The following is a 17,063-nucleotide window of genomic DNA, read 5'->3' on the forward strand; positions in this document are numbered from 1 at the left end:
TTGTTCCCACAGGTCATTCCAGCTACGAGAGGTACCCATGCCGACGGACTTCGGCGTCCCCCCGATCGCGGATGAGAACCGCGCCAAAGTCGAACAGCGGCTCCAGGATGTGCGTGCAGGTGGCGCAGTTCCTGAAACGCTCCGCGTGGAGTTCCGGGGCAGCCCTATCCACGTCGAAGTTATCGACATGCCCGTGGACGAGCTCTACTACAACCCCGCCACCCACAGAATCAATGCGCAGCGCGCTTATGACCCCGTGCAGGAAGAGGCACTGACGAAGGACCACTGGTCAGACGCCGGCCAGAGGTATCTGCACCATCTGCTGACCGCCATGCCGTCTGACCCGCGCCAGCGCGATCCGGACTTCGACAAACTGAAGGAGAGCCTGCGCGACCATCGGCAGAACGAGCCGGGTCTCATCTCCCGTGAAGGCGTTCTCGTCAACGGCAACACCCGCAGGGCCGCTCTCAAGGAGCTGGGTGTCCAGTCCATCCGCGTGGGTGTTCTACCGCCCAGCTGCACCTGGGACGATATCCGCTCCGTCGAACTGTCGTTGCAGCTCAGGCCAGACCGGCGGCGCGAGTACTCCTACATCAACCAGCTCATGGCTATTGAGGAACAGATTGTCCAGGGGCAGCCCCCCGCCGCCATCGCCAAGTTGTTCCACACTTCAACGCCGGCGCTAGAACGGGACACATGGGTTCTGGGGCAGCTACGTGACCTGGTCAAGCGCAGCGAACACGGCCAGGTCAAACTGCGTCTCATGGACTTCGAGGACGCCAAGGAGAGCTTCGCCGAGCTCTACCGGACCTATGCAAAGGAGAAGACCAGGAACAAGGAGGCGGCCGACACCCTTCTCGAATACCGGCTGGCAGCGATTGTCCTCGATTTCGCCAAGACCGACATTCGTAGCATCCGCACCGACTTCCGGGAAAAATACCTAGAACGTTACTTGCCTGAAGGGGCCACCATAGTGGCCCCAGAGGCCCCCAAGGCGGTTTCTATCCCCGGCCTCAATCGTTCCGTGCCGGCACCGAGTTCCGAAACAGCCGGGGCCCGTGCGCTCACTGACACGCTCCTCAGGGCGAAGGCCACGCAGAAGTCTGTCTCCACCGCGACCGCCGAAGAACTCGCCGCCGCCAACAGCTCCATGTCTTCGCTCCGAGACGCCTTCGAGGAATCGATCCAGGACGCTCACAAGGCGAACCGCGATCGAAAGAAGCGGCTTGCAGCCCCTGATCGTGTCAGCGCGGCAGTTAAGGAACTTCAGCAGTGCGTCACAGACCTGGCGCTGGCGCGGGGCAACAACAGCCTGGACGAAGGAGCCTTCGATGACGCTCTGCTCACGCTCAGGCAAGCGCTGACGAAGGTGTCTGCCGAAGCGTCAAAGAGCATCCATCTTCCAGGGGAGGGCCTGTCGTGGCTGCGTGAGGCTATGGCAGACGAGCGATGACGCACTCTGGCCTCCCCTCTCTCCGGATCACCTTCGACATCACTAGGACGCGTGCGCTACTCCGTGCCCGACCAGGATTGGAAGGGGACTTTGGGATGCTGGCCACCCGGCTGACTCCGGGTGGCCAGCGCGGCCCGCTGACCTCGGATGCCGACCTGGACAGTTTTCTCTTCTCCATCGGCGAGCTGGCCAACTGGCCCCACACTGACGTCGAGTGGGAACCTGCGCTGGCCAGCCTGGTCACCGGCGTCCTTGATGACTCCGAGACCGTGCAGACCAGGCTCAGCTTTTCGCCCACCAGCTCTGAGCAGGTACGGCTCGCACCGGATGATGCGCCCGCCCTGCTGGGTGCGGGCTGGCAGGCAGACCTCACTTCGTTCCAGCTGCGGGACATCGGGGAACTGCTGTCCTTGGGCCACGGCGCAAACTTCAGCGTCCCCGGCGCCGGCAAGACGCGCACAGCACTGGCGGTGTTCAGCGCCCTGCGGGAGCGAGGAGAAGTCAAGCGCCTTCTCGTCGTATGCCCCAAGCCGGCCTACGAAGCATGGCAATTCGAAGGTGAGGTCTGCTTTAAGGAACCACTGCTGACCTCGGTCATGGACGCCGGCTTCCCTGATCCAGAAGCCGATGTCGTCCTGGTCAATTACGAACGTCTGGCTGGTTCCGTCGGTCACCTGTCAGAGTGGCTGCGTACGGCCCCGGCAATGTTCGTGCTTGATGAGGCGCACCGCATGAAACTCGGGGCCCGCGGCACCTACGGCTCCGCCTGTTTGTCGCTCGGTCCGCTGGCCCGGCGGCGGCTCATCCTCACCGGAACACCAGCTCCAAACGGTGCCCGGGATCTGGAGAGCCTGCTCTCGTTCGTCTGGCCAGGACGCGGCAAGCAACTCGTCGTCGAAGCGGTCAGCGGCGGGGATCTCGCTTACGCCAGCCAGGCCCTGCGCCCGCTGTTCACTCGGACGACGAAGAAGGAGCTGGGCCTCCCTCCTTTTGAACCCGTAGTTCGCTATGTCGATCTCCCCCCATTGCACCGCGAGTTGTACGACGCGCTCAGGGGGAATCCGTCCGCACGCCGAGGTGACCTGGCCTCACTCGGCAAGGCAGCTATGCGCACGCTCATGGCCGCAATCAGCCCGGCCCTGCTGGCCCCGAGCGACACCCCCTATGAAGCGCTCGCCTTTCAGCTTCCGGCGCTTGACGTCTCCGACGGCGACTCGCTTCACGCACTGCTCCAGCGGCTCCCTCGGCATGAACTGTCACCCAAATACGAGGAAACCGTTCGCATTGTCGCGAAGAACGCGCGGGCCGGCCGCAAGACACTGGTCTGGACTGGGTTCATCCGAAGCCAGAAAACCCTGGAGGAGCTACTGGCGCCGCATGCCCCAGCTTCCGTCCACGGAGCCACCCAGGACCGGGAAGCTGAGCTCAGCCGCTTCCGTGAGGACCCATCGTGCATGGTCCTGATCTCCAACCCTGCGACCCTGGGCGAGGGGATAAGCCTTCACCAGGTCTGCCATGACGCCGTGTACGTGGACCGCGACTTCATGGCCGGCCGCTTCCTCCAGAGCCTTGACCGCATTCACCGGCTAGGACTGCCCCGAGGCACCGAGACACGCGTGACCGTGCTGGCGGCCCGGGGCACGATCGACGAAATCGTGGCCGTGCGCCTCGAAAAGAAGCTGCACTTCCTGGGCAGCGTGCTCGATGACCCGACGGTGCGACAACTAGGCGACCTCCAAGAGGAGGAGACCACCGGCCTGGGCATGGACGCCGATGACATCCATGCCCTACTCGCGCACTTGAACAGCCGACTGCCCTGACGGACGGCTGAGCTGCGACACCGCTTATGTGCGCCGCAGCTCAGCCGCCCTCAGTCACTGGCTGGCGGAGCGGTTGCGGTCTGCCTTGAGCACGTCCATGATCGATTCACCGATGGCCTGTGCGACGGGCGGCGGAAACGCGTTTCCGACCTGTCGGTACTGGGCCGTCTTGCCACCCGAAAATTCCCAGTACGTCGGGAATCCTTGAATGATCGCGGCTTGGCGAACAGTGAGCATGGGCCCTCCGGCACGAAACAGATCGCGATCCTCAGTGCCGGTCGGCTTGCCGTCTACAGGCGCGTTGGCCACACCCATGCCCGAGACGCCCAGATTTGCCCATGCCTTCTTAGCCCGGCTGGGACCGAGGTCAGCGCCACCGTGCTTCTTGGAGCCGCCCACGAGAGTGGGGGCTACGCCCTTTTTAGCGCCGTCTGCCCAATCATCGAAGACCTTCTGCGCTTGGACGGCTTTAGCTCCCGTCAAAAATGGTGCGATGCGCTCTTGCATCGTGTCCTTAAGCGCCTTATAGACCGTTACCACTTCGGCGCTCGGCGCGGGAGCTTCGTACTTCAGATCCTTGAGCACGTCTTTCCGGAAAGCGACGAGGATGGAGCGTGGCCGAAGCTGCGGAACACCGAACTCCGCCGCCTCGTAAACGTCCCATCCCACGACCTCGTAGCCCGGCCGCCCGTCCTCGTCATCTTCCATGTCCTCAAGGCTGGCCTGGATCCGTGACCTGTAGTCGTCGAACTTGGGATCCATGAGTCCGCGGACGTTCTCGATCATCACGGCGCGAGGACGGATGAGTTCGGCCAGGTCCAAGATGCGCGGGAAGAGATCACGCTCATCGTCCTCGCCGAGCTGCTTGCCAGCGTGCGAGAAAGGCGGGCACGGCACACCCCCAGCAAGCAGGTCAACATCACCCCGCTTGTAGAGCCCGGCACTCTTCACCAAGTCACGCGCGGGGTCGAACTCCACCACGTCTTGGCAGAGAACATCGCAGTTGGCGCGTTCCCAGTCCCACTTCGGGTGCACCTCGATGTTTTCGCGCAGGGTCGCCGCCGCGTACTTGTCGATCTCCACGAGGGCGAGGTGTCTGAATCCCGCCAGGTGCAGTCCGATCGCCTGTCCGCCAGCACCGGCGCAGATCTCGATCGACGTGTAGTCCCGGTCAGTGCCCGTCATGGCCCCTCCTCTTGCACGAATTCCAGTGACGCCTCATACGGCAGCCATCACAGAGGGTGACATGACCCAGTGACATTGCGACTCGACACGGCGGCACACACCAGTGTGCGGCATCCTCTGCTCCACCTCGGTCACCAACAGCATGGCAATTTCGAATGTCCGTACGATACCGCTGTGGCGCAAATAAACTGGACACGCGAGGAGCTGCTGCTGGCCTGCGCGCTCGTTGTCGAAAACGGCTGGCGTGAGCTGCGGCCAGCCGACAAGCGGGTGCGGCACCTGTCCCAGATCCCCAGGAAGCTTCCGTTGCAGGATGGCGCGGCGGCAGCTCCCAGCCGACTTCCCAGAGCGCGCTGCCGAGATCCGCACCGCCGTCCAGACTCTGTGCGCGGGCACGGCGTCCACCGAGCTGGTATGCATACCCTCCCAAGAGGGCGAGACTGCTTCGGGATGCAAGGGGCAGCTCCTCAGACGCTGTGCCCTCTGTCCCGGGCGGATCGAACCCCTGCGTGACAAGGCGATCAAGGCCGTCCAGGAAGAAGGCATTCCGCTGGGGTACGAGGTGTGCTCGTTCGAGTGACCCGGATCGCGGATCTTGCCCTCCTGCGCGCGAGCTGCCACCGCATGCGCCACAGAAGCTTCCGCGGAGAATCTCGGCGTACCCCGGGTGCCCTCCGGAGGCAGATGCCGAAGTCCGTCCAGACACCGCCCCACTAGGCGGCATCCGCTTCGGCTTCGTAATGCATCTGAGCACGGTCGAGGATGTCGTCCGGGTCGAGTCCACGAGCGGCAGTCCAGTGCAGCAGGTCAGCGATCAGCTCAACCGCCGCCGCGTCGAGGCCGAGGTCTGGCCTGTCCCTCGGAAGCGTCAGGCCACGGCTTGGCCCCTGATAGGCCTCAAGCACCTCGACAGCACGCTCAATGCGACGGTACGCCTGGCCTGAGCTTGTCGAGATCTCACACCAAACCGCCTTGCCCACCGTAGTCAGAACCGTGCCCCAGTCCACTGCAAGAATGGAGAGCAGGTGCAGGCCCCGGCCGCACTCCTCGTCGCAACTCGCGGTCTTCAGTGACGGCACGATCCGGCTCTTGTCGTGCACTTCAAGGCGGAGTCGTTCTCCGCTCCACTCAAGGATCAGAGTCGCCGAGGCGCCCTCACCGACGTGCTTGACGACGTTCGTCGCCAACTCGGTTACCAGCAGTTCCGCTTCATCGGCCGCGACGGGCATCCCCCATCGGTCGAGTTGCTTGACGGTGGCTCTCCGGAGCAGCCGTACTTCCGCCGGCGCGGCCTCGAAAGGCAGCACGCAACGGAGTCGGGGTTCGGTGACTTGGTAGCCAGGCATGGCCACTCCTCCCTCCCAAGCCACGCATGTGCTGCGCCTGCCGTATCCGTACGACTGCACTGCGTAGCGATCCGTGAGCGAGCATGACACAGAGAAGTCTCACTGTGTAACTTCTCATGAGAATCCATCGAGTGAATCTGATGGTGGTCCTGCCGCCTGGCTGCCTAGCCTGAGGAGGTTCTCCGGGCCCGACGCCCGATGCACGGCGAAGGAGCCGCATGTCTGAACGGACGACCACCCGCCGCCGCCAACTGGGCTCGATGATGCGCAAGTTGCGTGCTCGGAAGGGCATGACCCTTGAGGAGGCTGGGCAGCTCGTCGGCGTATCGAAGGCGACGGTCAGTCGGTACGAGACTCAGTCCGGGCCGGTCAAGTGGATCGTCATCGACGCGCTTTGCCGGGAGTACGGAGCTACTGAGGCCGAACGTGCGGCCATTGTCAGGCTTGCGAAGGACGCCAAGCAGCAGGGCTGGTGGAGTTCCTTCGCCGACTCCATCCCGGAGAGCATGAACCTGCTGCTCACGCTGGAGGACGAGGCTGTCCGCGAGAGCCACTTCTCCTGCGTCTACGTTCCCGGCCTCCTCCAGACTCGCGCTTACAGCACGGCGCTGCAGAAGGCCAACGAAGTACCCCTTGAGTCAGCGGAGATCGAGCGCCTGGTCGACATCCGCATGAAGCGCCAGGAGATCCTCAGCCGGCCAAAGGCGCTGCATCTGTGGGCGATCCTCGACGAGTCCGTGATCCGCCGCGTCGTCGGATCTCCGCAGGTGATGAGGGCCCAGCTCGACCGCCTGCTCGAAGCGAACGAGTCTCCGCACACAACGCTTCAGGTACTCCCCTTCTCCAAGGGAGCCCACGCCGCAGCGCTCGGAAGCTTCGTCATCATCGGCGGCACCAACCCGTCTCTCGACGTGGTGTACGTCGACTTCCACACGGGTTCGCTCTTCCTGGAGCAGGACGAAGAACTGGACCGCTACAGACTTGCGTTCGAGTACCTCCGGGCACAAGCGTTGGACATGGAAGCTTCCTCCGCCATGATCCATCGCGCCCGCAAGGAGCTGTGAATGCCCGCCGGTCCCCAGCCTGCCTCTGAGCCCGTCTGGTTCAAGTCCTCGTACAGCGGCGGCAACGCGACTGAGTGCGTCGAGGCCGCCTTCGTCCCGTCCGGCGTACTCGTGCGGGATTCAAAGCGGCCTGAGCACCCGCACCTCGCGGTGTCGGTCCTGGCGTGGGCCAGTCTTCTGGCCGAGGTACGCCGCTGACCTGAAGGATCTTCGCGCACACGAACACCGTCATCAACTTGCCGTCCCGGCTCGCGAAGTCATGGCGCCGCTCTTGCCGTACGCGATCAGCCAGAGCCGGGACGGCGAGGGAGCTTCCCCACAGCGATGCCGAGTCGAGCCCCCGCGGTGCGATTCCCAGTCCTCCCTGTCGAACAGGCAGAACGTCGGCGCGGTCACGTTGGCCCAGTTCAGATCCGCGTGGGCCGGTACCCACCGCTTGACGGTCGTGTCCAAGTCGCCGGAGAACGCAGTACGGATGGACTCCGTGACGAGATCTTGTGTGATGTTGACGGTGTCCGGCGTAGCGACTCGTCTCGTGTCCTGAGCCGAGAGTGCGTCCATCGAGGAGCTGAGCGCCCCCCACCACTCATCCGGCAGTCTGGGGTCCGCACCGAGAACAGCGGTGCCGACGGGTGCCCCTGGCAAAAGCTCGGTTTCATCCGCCCGTCACATCACCGGCTCATCTGGGTCCTGCCAGACCAGGCATTGCCCCCATGCGGGCTGGGCAATGCCCTGCAGACGCGCAGCGCACTCCGTACCGTTCCAGCCCTGAACACCGATCTTGTCCAGCCCCCGCCTCTCGATACGCACCCATGGACCACGGTCCGTCCGCGCCCCGACCGAGCGGCGCTTGCGTACCACGGTGTCCTGGGCCAAACGCGTCTGAAGCGACCGCTCCACACGATCAAGAACCTCATCGATGGATGCAACCCGGAGGTCGACGGCACGATTTGTCGCTGCCGAGAGCGTCATACGGGCGACCGTAGCACTGGGTTCCCACCTTGAGGTGGTCATCCCGGGACTGACGACTGTGACGGCCTCGGGCTGTTTGCCACAACACAAGCCTGGTGGGGCCCGTCTCAAGGCGACCGCGTTGACCACGCCGTGAGAACGCTCAGTCGATACAGAACTCGTTGCCCTTGATGTCCAGCATCGGATGCACGAGTCATTGTCGTCGTACAGCGTTCGCACGTGTACCGCGCCGAGCGGGACCAGTCGTGCGCATTCGGCATCGAGTGCGGCGAGGCGCCCTTCACCGACGAGTCCGGTGCCGACCCGCACATCAAGGGGACCAACCACCCCTCAGGGGCGGAAGGTACGCCGGTAGGTGTCAGGTGGGACGCCGACGCTGCGGTGGAAATGGCGGCGCAGGGTGGTGGCGGTGCCCATGCCGGTGGCCGTGGCGATGGTGTCCACCGTGGCGTTGGTGGTCTCCAGTAGTTCCTGGGCGTGGCGGATGCGCTGGGTATGGAGCCATCGCAGTGGTGTGGTGCCGGTGAGGTGTCTGAAGTAGCGGCCGAGGTGGCGTGAGCTCATGCGGGCCTGGCGGGCCAGGTCCTCCACGGTGAGCGGTTGGTCCAGCCGCTCCAGCGCCCAGGGGAAGAGCTCGTCCAGTGGGTGGTTGCCCGGGGCGGGGAGGGGGGTGGCGATGAACTGGGCCTGCCCGCCGTCGCGGTGGGGTGGAATGACCAGGCGGCGGGCGATCTTGTTGGCGTTGGCCGAGCCGTGGTCGAGGCGGACCAGGTGCAGACACAGGTCCATGGCGGCGGCCTTGCCCGCGGAGGTGAGGACGTCGCCGTTGTCGACGTAGAGGACGTCCGGATCGACGGTGGCCGCCGGGTGGCGCCGGGCCAGCTCCCTGGTGTGGGCCCAGTGTGTGGTGGCGCGCCTGCCGTCCAGCAGTCCCGCCGCGCCCAGGACGAAGGCGCCCGTGCACAGTGAGGCCACGCGGGCGCCGGCCTCGTGGGCGCCACGTATCGCCTCGACCAGCTCGGCGGGCGGGTCTCGGTCGGTGTCGGCCCAGCCGGGGACGATCACCGTGTCGGCGTGCGTGAGGTGGTCGAGTCCGTGGTCGGGCTCAAGGCGGAAGCGGTCGACGTGTACCGGAGCGCTTCCGCAGACGGAAAAGTCGTACCAGGGGTCCACGACGTGGGTCAGGTCGGATCCGAAGATCTCGACGGCCACGGACAGTTCGTAGTGGAGCATGCCGTCGGTGACGGCCAGTGCGACAGCGGGCATGTCCGAAACTGTACGCGTCATGTCGTTTCCGACAGTCGTGCGGGGTGCTGCGGCGAGGACAGGATGTGGGTGTCGGGCCGCAGTGGTTCGACATCACGGCGAGCGTTCGAGTACACGGGGAGAGTCTCATGGGGTCAGGTCAGCTGGTGGCGGTGTTCGGCGCGTACGGTCACACCGGGCGGTTCGTGGTCGCGGAGCTGGCCGCGCGTGGGTTCGTCCCGGTGCTGTCCGGGCGCAACGCACAGGCCCTGGAGGAACTGGCCCGCGAACACCGGCTGGAGGCCCGGGTGGCCTCGGTCGAGGACCCGGCCTCGCTGGACCGGGCCTTGGCGGGCACGGCGGCGGTCATCAACTGCGCCGGCCCCTTCGCCTCGACCACCGGCCCCGTCATCGAGGCCTCGCTCCGCGCGAGCATTCCCTACCTGGACGTGGCCGCCGAGCTCGAGGCCAACCTCGACACCTTCGCCCACTACCGGGAGCGGGCCCGGGAGGCGGGAGCGGTGATCGTGCCGGCCATGGCGTTCTTCGGCGGCCTCGGCGACCTGCTGGCCACCGAGGCAATGGGCGACTGGACCGAGGCCGACGAGGCTCACATCGCCTACGCGCTCAGCAGCTGGCACCCCACCGCCGGCACCCGGCTCTCGGGCGCGGTCTCCCGCGAGCGGCGCGGCGAGCACCGACTGCGCTACAGCGGCGGACGATGGGAGCACCGCACCGACGCCGCGCCCACCGTGGAGTGGACCTTCCCGGAACCGATGGGACCGCGGCAGGTGATCGGGGAGTTCACGATGGCGGACGTCGTCACCGTTCCCCAGCACCTGTCCATCCCCGAGGTGACCACCTACATGAGCGCCGAGGCGGCCCGCGACGTCGCCGCTCCCCACACTCCGGCGCCGTCCGCCGCCGACGAGAGCGGGCGCTCCGACCAGACCTTCCTCGTCGACGTGGTCGTGCGCTCCGGCGGAGCCGAACGCCGGGCCACGGCAAGCGGCCAGGACATCTACGCCGTCACCGCGCCCCTGGTCACCGAGGCCCTCGAGCGCGTCCTGACCGGCCGTACCAAGGCCGTCGGCGTCGTCTCCGCCGGCGAGGCCTTCGATGCCCTCGACTTCCTTCACGCGCTCGCCCCGCACATCTCACTCGACCTGCACCCGCAGATGCAGAGCGTCTGACCCCACCCGTCCGCCGTCCGTCGGGCACGCCCTCAGCGAGCCATGACGACATGGGCGTAGGCGTCCACGCCTCGAACGGTGGGAGTGGTGTCTCCCCCTGGGAGTGGTGCGGGCATGCCGAGACGGACGGCCCGTCGGGGGAATTCCGGGCCGTCCGTCGGGCTTCCCGGACTGTCCCGGGAAGCGGGCACCGCGCACCGGACCGCGGCACGGTGTGCCGTGGCTCGGAGCCGCGGCGGTCTTCGCGGCGGTCTCGCCGCCGTTCAGCAGCCGTCGATCCCGCAGGCGGTGCCCTGGGTGACGGCGAGGGAGGCCTGTTCGTCGAGGACCGCCTTGCGCAGCTGGGCCGCGTTCGGCACGCCCTCGATGCGGTGCCGGTCGTTGACGATGATCGTGGGAACGGCCGAGATGCGGTACGCCTCCGCGGTGCGCAGCGCCTCCTGGTGGCTCTCCCGGTAGGTGCCGTCCTTCAGGGCCCGCGCGTAGTCGTCGGCGTCGAGACCGAGTTCGGCCGCGATGGCGGTGAGCACCTCCAGCCGGCCGATGTCCTGGTTCTCCTGGAAGAACGCCCGCAGCATGCGCGGGGTGTACTCGGCCGCCCTGCCGTGCTCGGCGGCGTACTGGTAGCCCTCGAACGCCAGCCGGGTGTACGGCTGCGGCGAGACGGTGGGCAGGGTGATGTCCACCCCCAGCCGGCGGGCCATGGGATAGACCGAACTCGCCCACACCGAGGGCAGGTACTCGTCCTCGGGGCGCAGTGTCGGCTTCGGATACGGCCGCAGTTCGAACGGCATCCACTCGATGTCGACGTCCAGGTCGTGCGTGGCCTCGTGCAGCGGCCCCTCGGCGAGCATGCAGTACGGACAGACGTAGTCCGACCACACCTTGACGCTCACCCGGTCGTTCGTCATGTCGCTCATACCGGCCTCCCCTTGCTCATGAGGTACTCCTCGAACGGCTTCGTCGCGTCCGGGACCTGTAGATACGTCACCTTCACCGGCCAGTCGACCGGGTCCTTCGCGAAGATCGAGTACGAGCCCGAGTAGTCGAAGCCGTACCGCGCGGCCGTCCTGCGGTCGACGGCGTACACGACATGGCTGACGCTGAAGTACAGCGACGCCATGTAGCACAGGGCGCACGGCTCGCCGGAGGCGATCAGCGTGGCGCCGGCGGTCGCCCACACCCCTTGTTCGGCGGCCGCCTTGCGCAGTGCGACGACCTCGGCGTGGGCGGTGGGGTCGTCGTCCTCGCGCACCCGGTTGAATCCGGTGGCCAGGATCTGCCCGTTGTTGACGACGATCCCGGAGAAGGGGATGCCGCCCTTGGCGACGTGCTCGCTGCTGATTCGCACCGCTTCCTGGACGTATTCGGCCAGCCGGCTCTCGTCGGGTGTCATGGCTGCACTCCTGTCAGAGGGCGGTCGGGCGGAGCGGAAGGGCGCCGCCGGTGATCGAGGCGAAGGAGACCAGCCGGGCCGGGGGCGAGCCTTGGGGCGCGGCCTTCGGCGTGCGCGTGCTCGGCGCGGACGTGATCTCGAAGAGCGAGGGCAACGGCAGCCGGGCCCGGCCTCGGCGGGCGGAACCGCCCGCGGGGTTCGCCGCGTTGCCCGGCACCGGTGCGCCCCCATCTGCTTGCTTGTGCGTACAAGTAATCGCTCCGCAGGGCGACCCCCTGAGGGATCGAAGGAATGGAGTAGAAGATTGCATGAACATGTATCTTGTTGTCAACGCCGCTTGGGAGGATCCGGTACCTCAGATGACAACCACCCCGCACGCGCCCACTGCGTCCTCTGACCAAGCCATGTGGAACAGGGTGCTCACCCTGCACGCGCATGTCGAACGCCAGCTCACCCAGGTGCTGCAGCGCAAGCACGGCATCGGCCTGTCCGAATTTCGCGCTCTGGAATGCCTGGTCCAGGCCGCGGACGGCGAGCTGCGCATGCAGGAGCTGGCGGACAAGGTCGGTCTCGGCCAAAGTTCGGTGACGCGCCTGGTCGGCCGCCTGGACACGGCCGGCTTCGCCTTCCGGGACCTGTGCCCCGACGACAAGCGCGGGGTGTACGCGGTGATCACCGACGAGGGTCGGCAGCGCTACGCCGCCGCCCGCGGCACCTACGGCGAGATACTGAGCGCGGCACTGAACACCGCGGGAGCCACCCCCGAGCTCGCCCGTACCGTCCAGGCGCTGCGCAGCGGTCTCTGACCTGCGCTTTCGCCGACTTCCGCCGCCCCCACCCGCATGGGGCCGATCGAGAGCCGCCCGGTTTCCCGGGCGGCTCTCGGCGTTCACGGACTTCGGCGCGGCAGCTGACGCAAACGCCCGATTCCTGAGGTGAAGCGCCCAGTGGAGCCTTTGATGCGTCGGTGGCAGGTTTTTCAAGCCTTCGAAATGAATATCTCGTGAAGCGCCGTTGACACATGGGTCCGGCGTGACTTCTGTCACGCCGATCGCGGCAGATACATGCTTGACTCTGCATGCATTATCGCTACGGTGAATGACCGAACGACCACGGGGGGCGTGGACGGAGCCGGCTCAGCGCGATGGGCGCCGGGCTCCGGACGCGGCTTTCCGGCGCGCCTCATGCGCCGTCACCCCCCTTGCAGCGGAGATCACTCTTCCCGTCGAAGTCGGGATGAACAAGGGGGAACCATGCCATCCTTACGCCTCTGTGATGCGTTGGCCGCGCATGCGCGGCACCGGCCCGAGGCCGCGGCCCTGGTGTGGCGCGGGCGGCGCACCACGTATCGCCGGCTTGTCGACCTCGCCGAGGAAATGGCCGCCGCGCTGGACCGCCTGGACCTCGACCGCAGCCGCCCGCTGTACGTACCCGCCCACAAGACGCCGGAGACGATCGCCCTGCTCATCGGGGCCTTCCGGGCGGGCTACGCCGTCCTCACCCCGTCGCCCGGGCTGGGCGCCGCGGTCCTGGAGACGCTCACCGTGCAGGCCCGGTGCTCCGCGGTCCTCACCATCGACGACCGGGGTGCGCTGCACCACGACGACGTCCCGCAGAACGAGGCGGCCGCCCGCGGATTCGACGCCGTCGACCCCACCACCGCCCACCTGCTGCTCACCACCTCCGGATCCACCGGAACGCCCAAGATCGTGCCCATCGGGGCCGACGCCTTCGACCGGTTCGCCGCCTGGGCCGTCGAGACCTTCCACCTCACCGAGCGGGACACGCTGCTCAGTTACGCCCCGCTCAACTTCGACCTCTCGCTGCTCGACGTCTGGACCGGGCTCCGGCTCGGCGCCGCTGTCGTGCTCGTCGAGGAGGACTCCGCCACCGACGCCCGCCACCTGCGGGACCTGGTCGCGGAGCACAAGGTCACCTTCGTGCAGGGCGTCCCCATGCTGTACCGGCTGCTCACCCAGGACGACGCCCGGCACCCGCACGTCCGCACGGCGATCTTCACCGGCGACGCGATGCCGCGTCCGCTGCTGGCCCGGCTCGGCGCGGCCTTCCCGGGCGCCCGCTTCCACAACGTCTTCGGCTGCACCGAGACCAATGACAGCTTCCTCCACGACGTCGACCCCGCCGCGGCGGGAGAGAAGACCCCGATCGGCCGCCCGCTGCCCGGCGTGCGGGCCCTGCTCCTCGATGACGAGGGGAAGGTCCTCGACGGGCCCGGCACGGGTGAACTCTTCGTGACGACCCCGTTCCAGACCGCGGGCTACCTGCAACGCGAGCGCAACGAAGGGGTGTTCGTGCCCGCGCCCGACGGCGGGCCCGAGGTGTTCTACCGCACCGGCGACGTCGTCTCCCGGGACGCCGAGGGCCTGCACCGGCTCGACGGGCGGACCGACTTCCAGGTCAAGGTGCGCGGTGTGCGCACCAACGTCCAGGAGGTCGAGAACGTCCTGGCCACCCATCCGGACGTCGCCGAGGCCGCCGTGGTGGCCCTCCCCGACCCGGAGGCCGGCTACCGGCTGCACGCCCAGGTGACCCGGCGGCCCGGCACCGCCCTCACCTCCCTGCGGCTGCGTACCCACAGCGCCGCGCACCTGCCCCGGCACGCCATCCCCTCCTCGGTCCAGGTGGGCGACACACCCCTGCCGCGCACCGCGACCGGAAAACCCGACCGCAACCTCATCAAGGCACTGCGCCAGAAGGGAAACCACGCATGAGCACGCTGACGGACGAGATTCGCGGCTATGTCGTCACCGAATTCCTCGACGGAGAGGACACTTCCGACCTGACCACCGAATTCGACCTGATCGACAGCGGAGTCGTCGACAGCCTCGGACTGGTCCGGATCGTCTCGCACCTTTCCGGTGCCTACGCGATTCCCGTCGACGACATCCCGCTGAAGCCGGAGCACTTCCGCAGCATCGGCGCCATCGCCGCCTTCGTGGAGAACGCGAACCGGGCCGCCGCCTGATCTTCCGGGAGAAGCCGGAGAAGTTTCCGGGAGAACCCCGGAGAAGCGAAACCCACACATCCCGAAGGAGTTTTGTCATGATCGTTCGAAGCATCAGTGACGTCGCCCCCGTGGAGTGGGGCAACGGAACCAGCCACCGTCTGCTGACCGCGGCCGACGGCATGGGCTTCACCGTGTGCGAGACCCTGGTCCGCAAGGGCACCTCGAGCGCGCTGCAGTACCGCCGGCACCTGGAGGCCTGCTACTGCACCGGTGGTTCCGGCGAGGTCGTCACCAAGGACGGGACGCGCTTCAAGATAACCGAGGGCACCATTTACGCCCTCAACGAGAACGACGCGCACCACCTCGTGGCGTCCGACTACGAAGACCTGAGACTGATATCGATCTTCAGTCCAGCCCTGCGCGGCGACGAGAAGCACACGCTGTCCCCCGACGGCTTTTCCCAGTACTGAGTCCCGTGTTCCGGGGCCCGCCGCCGACGGGCCCCGGCCCCTCAGCTCACCACGTACCGGAAGGCCGGCACAGCCATGACATCCGCATTCGCCCAGTCCGCTCCGCAGACCCCCGATCCCGCCCCCGATCCCTATGAACTCGCCGCCCCCTGGGCCGAGGAACTCAACCGTGACGTGGAGGAGTTCGACGCCCGCGCCGAATTCCCCTGGGAGAAGTGGAAGACGATCCGGCGCTCGGGAATCCTGACGGTCCCCTTCGAGACGCGTCACGGCGGCCGCGGCGGCACCCTGACCGAGACGATGCGCGCCCTGGAGGGACTCGGTCACACCTGCCGGGACGCAGGCCTCGGCTTCTCCGCCTCCACCCAGATCGTCAGCGTCGGCGTCCCCCTCCAGGCGTTCGCCGGTGAGGAGCTCAAGTCCCGTTTCCTGCCGCGGATCGTCTCCGGCGAGCTGATCACGGCGCATGCCATCACCGAGCCGGAACACGGCTCGGACGCCATGAACATCACCACCACCGCGCGGCGCGACGGCGACGACTACGTCATCGACGGCGGCAAGATGTTCATCACCAACGCGCCGATCGCCGACCTGTTCCTCCTGTACGTGCGCACCGGCGACCCCGGCCCCTTCGGCCTGAGCGTCTTCCTGGTCGAGCGGGACACCCCCGGCCTGCGGGTCGGTGAACCGCTGGCCAAGATGGGACTGCGCACCTCCCCGCTGAGCGAGGTGACCTTCGAGGGCCTGCGGGTGCCCGCCGCCCGCCGCATCGGCCAGGAGGGCGCCGGCTTCCTGATCCTCGACCATGTGATGAAGCGGGAGATTCTGTTCTCCTTCTCCCTCACGCTCGGCGAGATGACCCACCGCCTGGAGCGGGTGATCCGCCACGCCAGGACACGCCGCCAGTTCGACCAGCCGATCGGCCGGTTCCAGGGCGTCTCGCACCGGATCGCCGACATGAAGATCGCGGTGGAGACCTCACGCAAGTGGCTCACCGACACCGGCGCCAAGGTCGAGGCCGGCCAGGACGCGGCGATCGACATCGCCGCGACCAAGACGGTCGTCAGCGAGGCCAACAAGAGCACCGCCCTGGACGCGGTGCAGATCTTCGGCGGCCAGGGCTATCTGACCGGCACCGGCATCGAGCGCGACGTGCGCAACGCCGTCGGCGGAACCATCTACTCCGGCACCAGCGAGATCCAGCGCAACCGCATCGCCGCCCTGCTGGGCCTGTGAGCGGGCAGCGCTGACGAAAGGGTGACCATGAACGCCATCACGAGCGCCGAGCACGCCCGGCTCACCGCGCCCACCGAATTCCTGGACTACGAGACGGACGCCGTCCAGGCCTTCGTCGACCACGCGGTCGCCGACCGGGCCGCCGACAAGCGCCGGCTCGCCGTCGAGCTGTACTACGCGGTCCGCGACGACGTCCTCTACGAGGTGTACGCGGCCGACCTGTCCCCCGAGGGACTGCGGGCCGGCCGCATCGCCACCACCAAGAAGGGCTTCTGCCTGCACAAGTCCGTGCTGTACGCGGCGGCCTGCCGGGCCGTGGGCATCCCCGCCCGTCTGCACTACGGCGACGTGCGCAACCACCTCGCCTCCGACCGGCTGCGCGCCCACATCGGCGGGGACGTCTTCTTCCACGGCCTCAACACGGTGCACCTGGACGGCAAGTGGGTGAAGGCCACCCCGGTCTTCAACAAAATCCTGTGCCGGCTGTACGGGATGACGCCGCTGGAGTTCGACGGCACCACCGACAGCGTGCACCACCCCTTCGACGACCAGGGCCGGAAGACCATGGAATTCGTCGCCGACCACGGCGACTTCGACGACGTGCCCTACCCGTTCGTCATGTCCCAGATGCGCCGCAAGCACCCCCGCTTCCTGGACGGCAGCGGCACCGGCACGGTCCGCGGCGGCTCGCTGGCCGCCGAGGCGACCACCTGAC

17 protein-coding genes and 2 pseudogenes are annotated in these 17,063 nt (G+C 67.1%); 11 read left to right on the plus strand and 8 right to left on the minus strand.

Annotation, left to right across the window (positions count from 1 at the left end; genetic code table 11):
• Nucleotides 1–37: 37 nt before the first annotated feature.
• Both IG99_RS21990 and IG99_RS21995 read left to right on the plus strand, forming a co-directional pair.
• Nucleotides 38–1,453, plus strand: a complete 1,416-nt coding sequence (locus IG99_RS21990) for a ParB N-terminal domain-containing protein (protein WP_037676510.1) — start codon at nucleotides 38–40, stop codon at nucleotides 1,451–1,453.
• Entirely contained in the window at nucleotides 1,450–3,273 is a 1,824-nt protein-coding gene (locus IG99_RS21995) for a DEAD/DEAH box helicase (RefSeq protein WP_037676511.1), read from the plus strand. Before IG99_RS21990 ends, IG99_RS21995 begins: the two co-directional genes overlap by 4 nt.
• A gap of 54 nt (nucleotides 3,274–3,327) precedes the next feature.
• Here the strand turns inward: IG99_RS21995 and IG99_RS22000 are convergent, their stop codons facing one another.
• Both IG99_RS22000 and IG99_RS22010 read right to left on the minus strand, forming a co-directional pair.
• A complete protein-coding gene (locus tag IG99_RS22000) occupies nucleotides 3,328–4,458 on the minus strand; it encodes a DNA cytosine methyltransferase (protein WP_037676513.1) in 1,131 nt (376 codons plus the stop codon).
• A gap of 713 nt (nucleotides 4,459–5,171) precedes the next feature.
• Entirely contained in the window at nucleotides 5,172–5,804 is a 633-nt protein-coding gene (locus IG99_RS22010) for an ATP-binding protein (RefSeq protein WP_037676515.1), read from the minus strand.
• Between the two features lie 218 nt (nucleotides 5,805–6,022).
• Between IG99_RS22010 and IG99_RS22015 the strand changes: the two genes are divergently transcribed.
• A complete protein-coding gene (locus tag IG99_RS22015) occupies nucleotides 6,023–6,868 on the plus strand; it encodes a helix-turn-helix domain-containing protein (protein ID WP_037676517.1) in 846 nt (281 codons plus the stop codon).
• The gene (locus tag IG99_RS22020; protein WP_037676518.1) at nucleotides 6,869–7,066 is read left to right on the plus strand and encodes a DUF397 domain-containing protein; all 198 of its coding nucleotides are present in this window, start codon (nucleotides 6,869–6,871) and stop codon (nucleotides 7,064–7,066) included.
• On the opposite strand, the pseudogene IG99_RS49625 reads toward IG99_RS22020, so the two are convergent.
• From IG99_RS49625 to IG99_RS22035, 3 genes and pseudogenes are all read right to left on the minus strand, one after another.
• Nucleotides 7,050–7,840 (minus strand): annotated as a pseudogene (locus IG99_RS49625) (hypothetical protein); the annotation flags it as partial. The gene IG99_RS22020 and the pseudogene IG99_RS49625 sit on opposite strands and share 17 nt — an antisense overlap.
• A gap of 142 nt (nucleotides 7,841–7,982) precedes the next feature.
• A pseudogene (locus IG99_RS51685) lies at nucleotides 7,983–8,155 on the minus strand (VOC family protein); the annotation flags it as partial.
• 15 nt (nucleotides 8,156–8,170) lie between these two features.
• Nucleotides 8,171–9,106: a helix-turn-helix domain-containing protein gene (locus tag IG99_RS22035; protein ID WP_037676521.1), complete on the minus strand. Its 936-nt coding sequence runs from the start codon at nucleotides 9,104–9,106 to the stop codon at nucleotides 8,171–8,173.
• A 128-nt stretch (nucleotides 9,107–9,234) separates the two neighbouring features.
• On the opposite strand from IG99_RS22035, the gene IG99_RS22040 reads away from it, so the two are divergent.
• Nucleotides 9,235–10,278 carry a saccharopine dehydrogenase family protein gene (locus tag IG99_RS22040; protein WP_199815573.1) on the plus strand — a complete coding sequence of 348 codons (1,044 nt, stop codon included), beginning with the start codon at nucleotides 9,235–9,237 and terminating at the stop codon, nucleotides 10,276–10,278.
• Between the two features lie 263 nt (nucleotides 10,279–10,541).
• On the opposite strand, the gene IG99_RS22045 is transcribed toward IG99_RS22040, so the two are convergent.
• Genes IG99_RS22045 through IG99_RS22055 form a run of 3 tightly spaced genes read right to left on the minus strand, consistent with a single transcriptional unit; the run spans nucleotide 10,542 to nucleotide 11,891 of the window.
• Nucleotides 10,542–11,198 (minus strand): DsbA family oxidoreductase, encoded by a 657-nt coding sequence (locus IG99_RS22045; RefSeq protein ID WP_234311914.1) that lies wholly within the window; start codon nucleotides 11,196–11,198, stop codon nucleotides 10,542–10,544.
• The gene (locus IG99_RS22050) at nucleotides 11,195–11,674 is read right to left on the minus strand and encodes a nucleoside deaminase (RefSeq protein ID WP_037676522.1); all 480 of its coding nucleotides are present in this window, start codon (nucleotides 11,672–11,674) and stop codon (nucleotides 11,195–11,197) included. The genes IG99_RS22045 and IG99_RS22050 overlap by 4 nt, the downstream gene beginning before the upstream one ends.
• A gap of 13 nt (nucleotides 11,675–11,687) precedes the next feature.
• On the minus strand, nucleotides 11,688–11,891 hold the full coding sequence (locus IG99_RS22055) for a hypothetical protein (protein WP_037676524.1): 204 nt from the start codon (nucleotides 11,889–11,891) through the stop codon (nucleotides 11,688–11,690).
• Nucleotides 11,892–12,033: 142 nt separating this feature from the next.
• On the opposite strand from IG99_RS22055, the gene IG99_RS22060 reads away from it, so the two are divergent.
• The 6 genes from IG99_RS22060 (at nucleotide 12,034) to IG99_RS22085 (ending at nucleotide 17,062) form a co-directional block, all read left to right on the plus strand.
• Nucleotides 12,034–12,480, plus strand: coding sequence for a MarR family winged helix-turn-helix transcriptional regulator (locus IG99_RS22060; RefSeq protein WP_037676525.1), 447 nt, complete (start codon nucleotides 12,034–12,036; stop codon nucleotides 12,478–12,480).
• Nucleotides 12,481–12,927: 447 nt separating this feature from the next.
• Nucleotides 12,928–14,406, plus strand: a complete 1,479-nt coding sequence (locus IG99_RS22065; protein WP_037676526.1) for an AMP-binding protein — start codon at nucleotides 12,928–12,930, stop codon at nucleotides 14,404–14,406.
• Entirely contained in the window at nucleotides 14,403–14,660 is a 258-nt protein-coding gene (locus tag IG99_RS22070; RefSeq protein ID WP_037676527.1) for a phosphopantetheine-binding protein, read from the plus strand. The genes IG99_RS22065 and IG99_RS22070 overlap by 4 nt, the downstream gene beginning before the upstream one ends.
• 77 nt (nucleotides 14,661–14,737) lie before the next feature.
• Complete coding sequence (locus IG99_RS22075; protein WP_037676528.1) at nucleotides 14,738–15,112, plus strand: ectoine synthase; 375 nt, start codon at nucleotides 14,738–14,740, stop codon at nucleotides 15,110–15,112.
• Nucleotides 15,113–15,187: 75 nt separating this feature from the next.
• Complete coding sequence (locus IG99_RS22080) at nucleotides 15,188–16,348, plus strand: acyl-CoA dehydrogenase family protein (protein ID WP_051865726.1); 1,161 nt, start codon at nucleotides 15,188–15,190, stop codon at nucleotides 16,346–16,348.
• A 27-nt stretch (nucleotides 16,349–16,375) separates the two neighbouring features.
• On the plus strand, nucleotides 16,376–17,062 hold the full coding sequence (locus IG99_RS22085; protein WP_051865728.1) for a transglutaminase-like domain-containing protein: 687 nt from the start codon (nucleotides 16,376–16,378) through the stop codon (nucleotides 17,060–17,062).
• Nucleotide 17,063: the final 1 nt, after the last annotated feature.

It is taken from the genome of Streptomyces griseus subsp. griseus, assembly GCF_000720255.1.
Classification (GTDB): domain Bacteria; phylum Actinomycetota; class Actinomycetes; order Streptomycetales; family Streptomycetaceae; genus Streptomyces; species Streptomyces griseus_I.

Coding starts and splice junctions, on each gene's coding strand:
- IG99_RS21990 (WP_037676510.1), top strand. CDS start 38: ATGCCGACGGACTTCGGCGTCCCCCCGATCGCGGATGAGAACCGCGCC.
- IG99_RS21995 (WP_037676511.1), top strand. CDS start 1,450: ATGACGCACTCTGGCCTCCCCTCTCTCCGGATCACCTTCGACATCACT.
- IG99_RS22000 (WP_037676513.1), bottom strand. CDS start 4,458: ATGACGGGCACTGACCGGGACTACACGTCGATCGAGATCTGCGCCGGT.
- IG99_RS22010 (WP_037676515.1), bottom strand. CDS start 5,804: ATGCCTGGCTACCAAGTCACCGAACCCCGACTCCGTTGCGTGCTGCCT.
- IG99_RS22015 (WP_037676517.1), top strand. CDS start 6,023: ATGTCTGAACGGACGACCACCCGCCGCCGCCAACTGGGCTCGATGATG.
- IG99_RS22020 (WP_037676518.1), top strand. CDS start 6,869: ATGCCCGCCGGTCCCCAGCCTGCCTCTGAGCCCGTCTGGTTCAAGTCC.
- IG99_RS22035 (WP_037676521.1), bottom strand. CDS start 9,106: ATGCCCGCTGTCGCACTGGCCGTCACCGACGGCATGCTCCACTACGAA.
- IG99_RS22040 (WP_199815573.1), top strand. CDS start 9,235: ATGGGGTCAGGTCAGCTGGTGGCGGTGTTCGGCGCGTACGGTCACACC.
- IG99_RS22045 (WP_234311914.1), bottom strand. CDS start 11,198: ATGAGCGACATGACGAACGACCGGGTGAGCGTCAAGGTGTGGTCGGAC.
- IG99_RS22050 (WP_037676522.1), bottom strand. CDS start 11,674: ATGACACCCGACGAGAGCCGGCTGGCCGAATACGTCCAGGAAGCGGTG.
- IG99_RS22060 (WP_037676525.1), top strand. CDS start 12,034: ATGACAACCACCCCGCACGCGCCCACTGCGTCCTCTGACCAAGCCATG.
- IG99_RS22065 (WP_037676526.1), top strand. CDS start 12,928: ATGCCATCCTTACGCCTCTGTGATGCGTTGGCCGCGCATGCGCGGCAC.
- IG99_RS22070 (WP_037676527.1), top strand. CDS start 14,403: ATGAGCACGCTGACGGACGAGATTCGCGGCTATGTCGTCACCGAATTC.
- IG99_RS22075 (WP_037676528.1), top strand. CDS start 14,738: ATGATCGTTCGAAGCATCAGTGACGTCGCCCCCGTGGAGTGGGGCAAC.
- IG99_RS22080 (WP_051865726.1), top strand. CDS start 15,188: ATGACATCCGCATTCGCCCAGTCCGCTCCGCAGACCCCCGATCCCGCC.
- IG99_RS22085 (WP_051865728.1), top strand. CDS start 16,376: ATGAACGCCATCACGAGCGCCGAGCACGCCCGGCTCACCGCGCCCACC.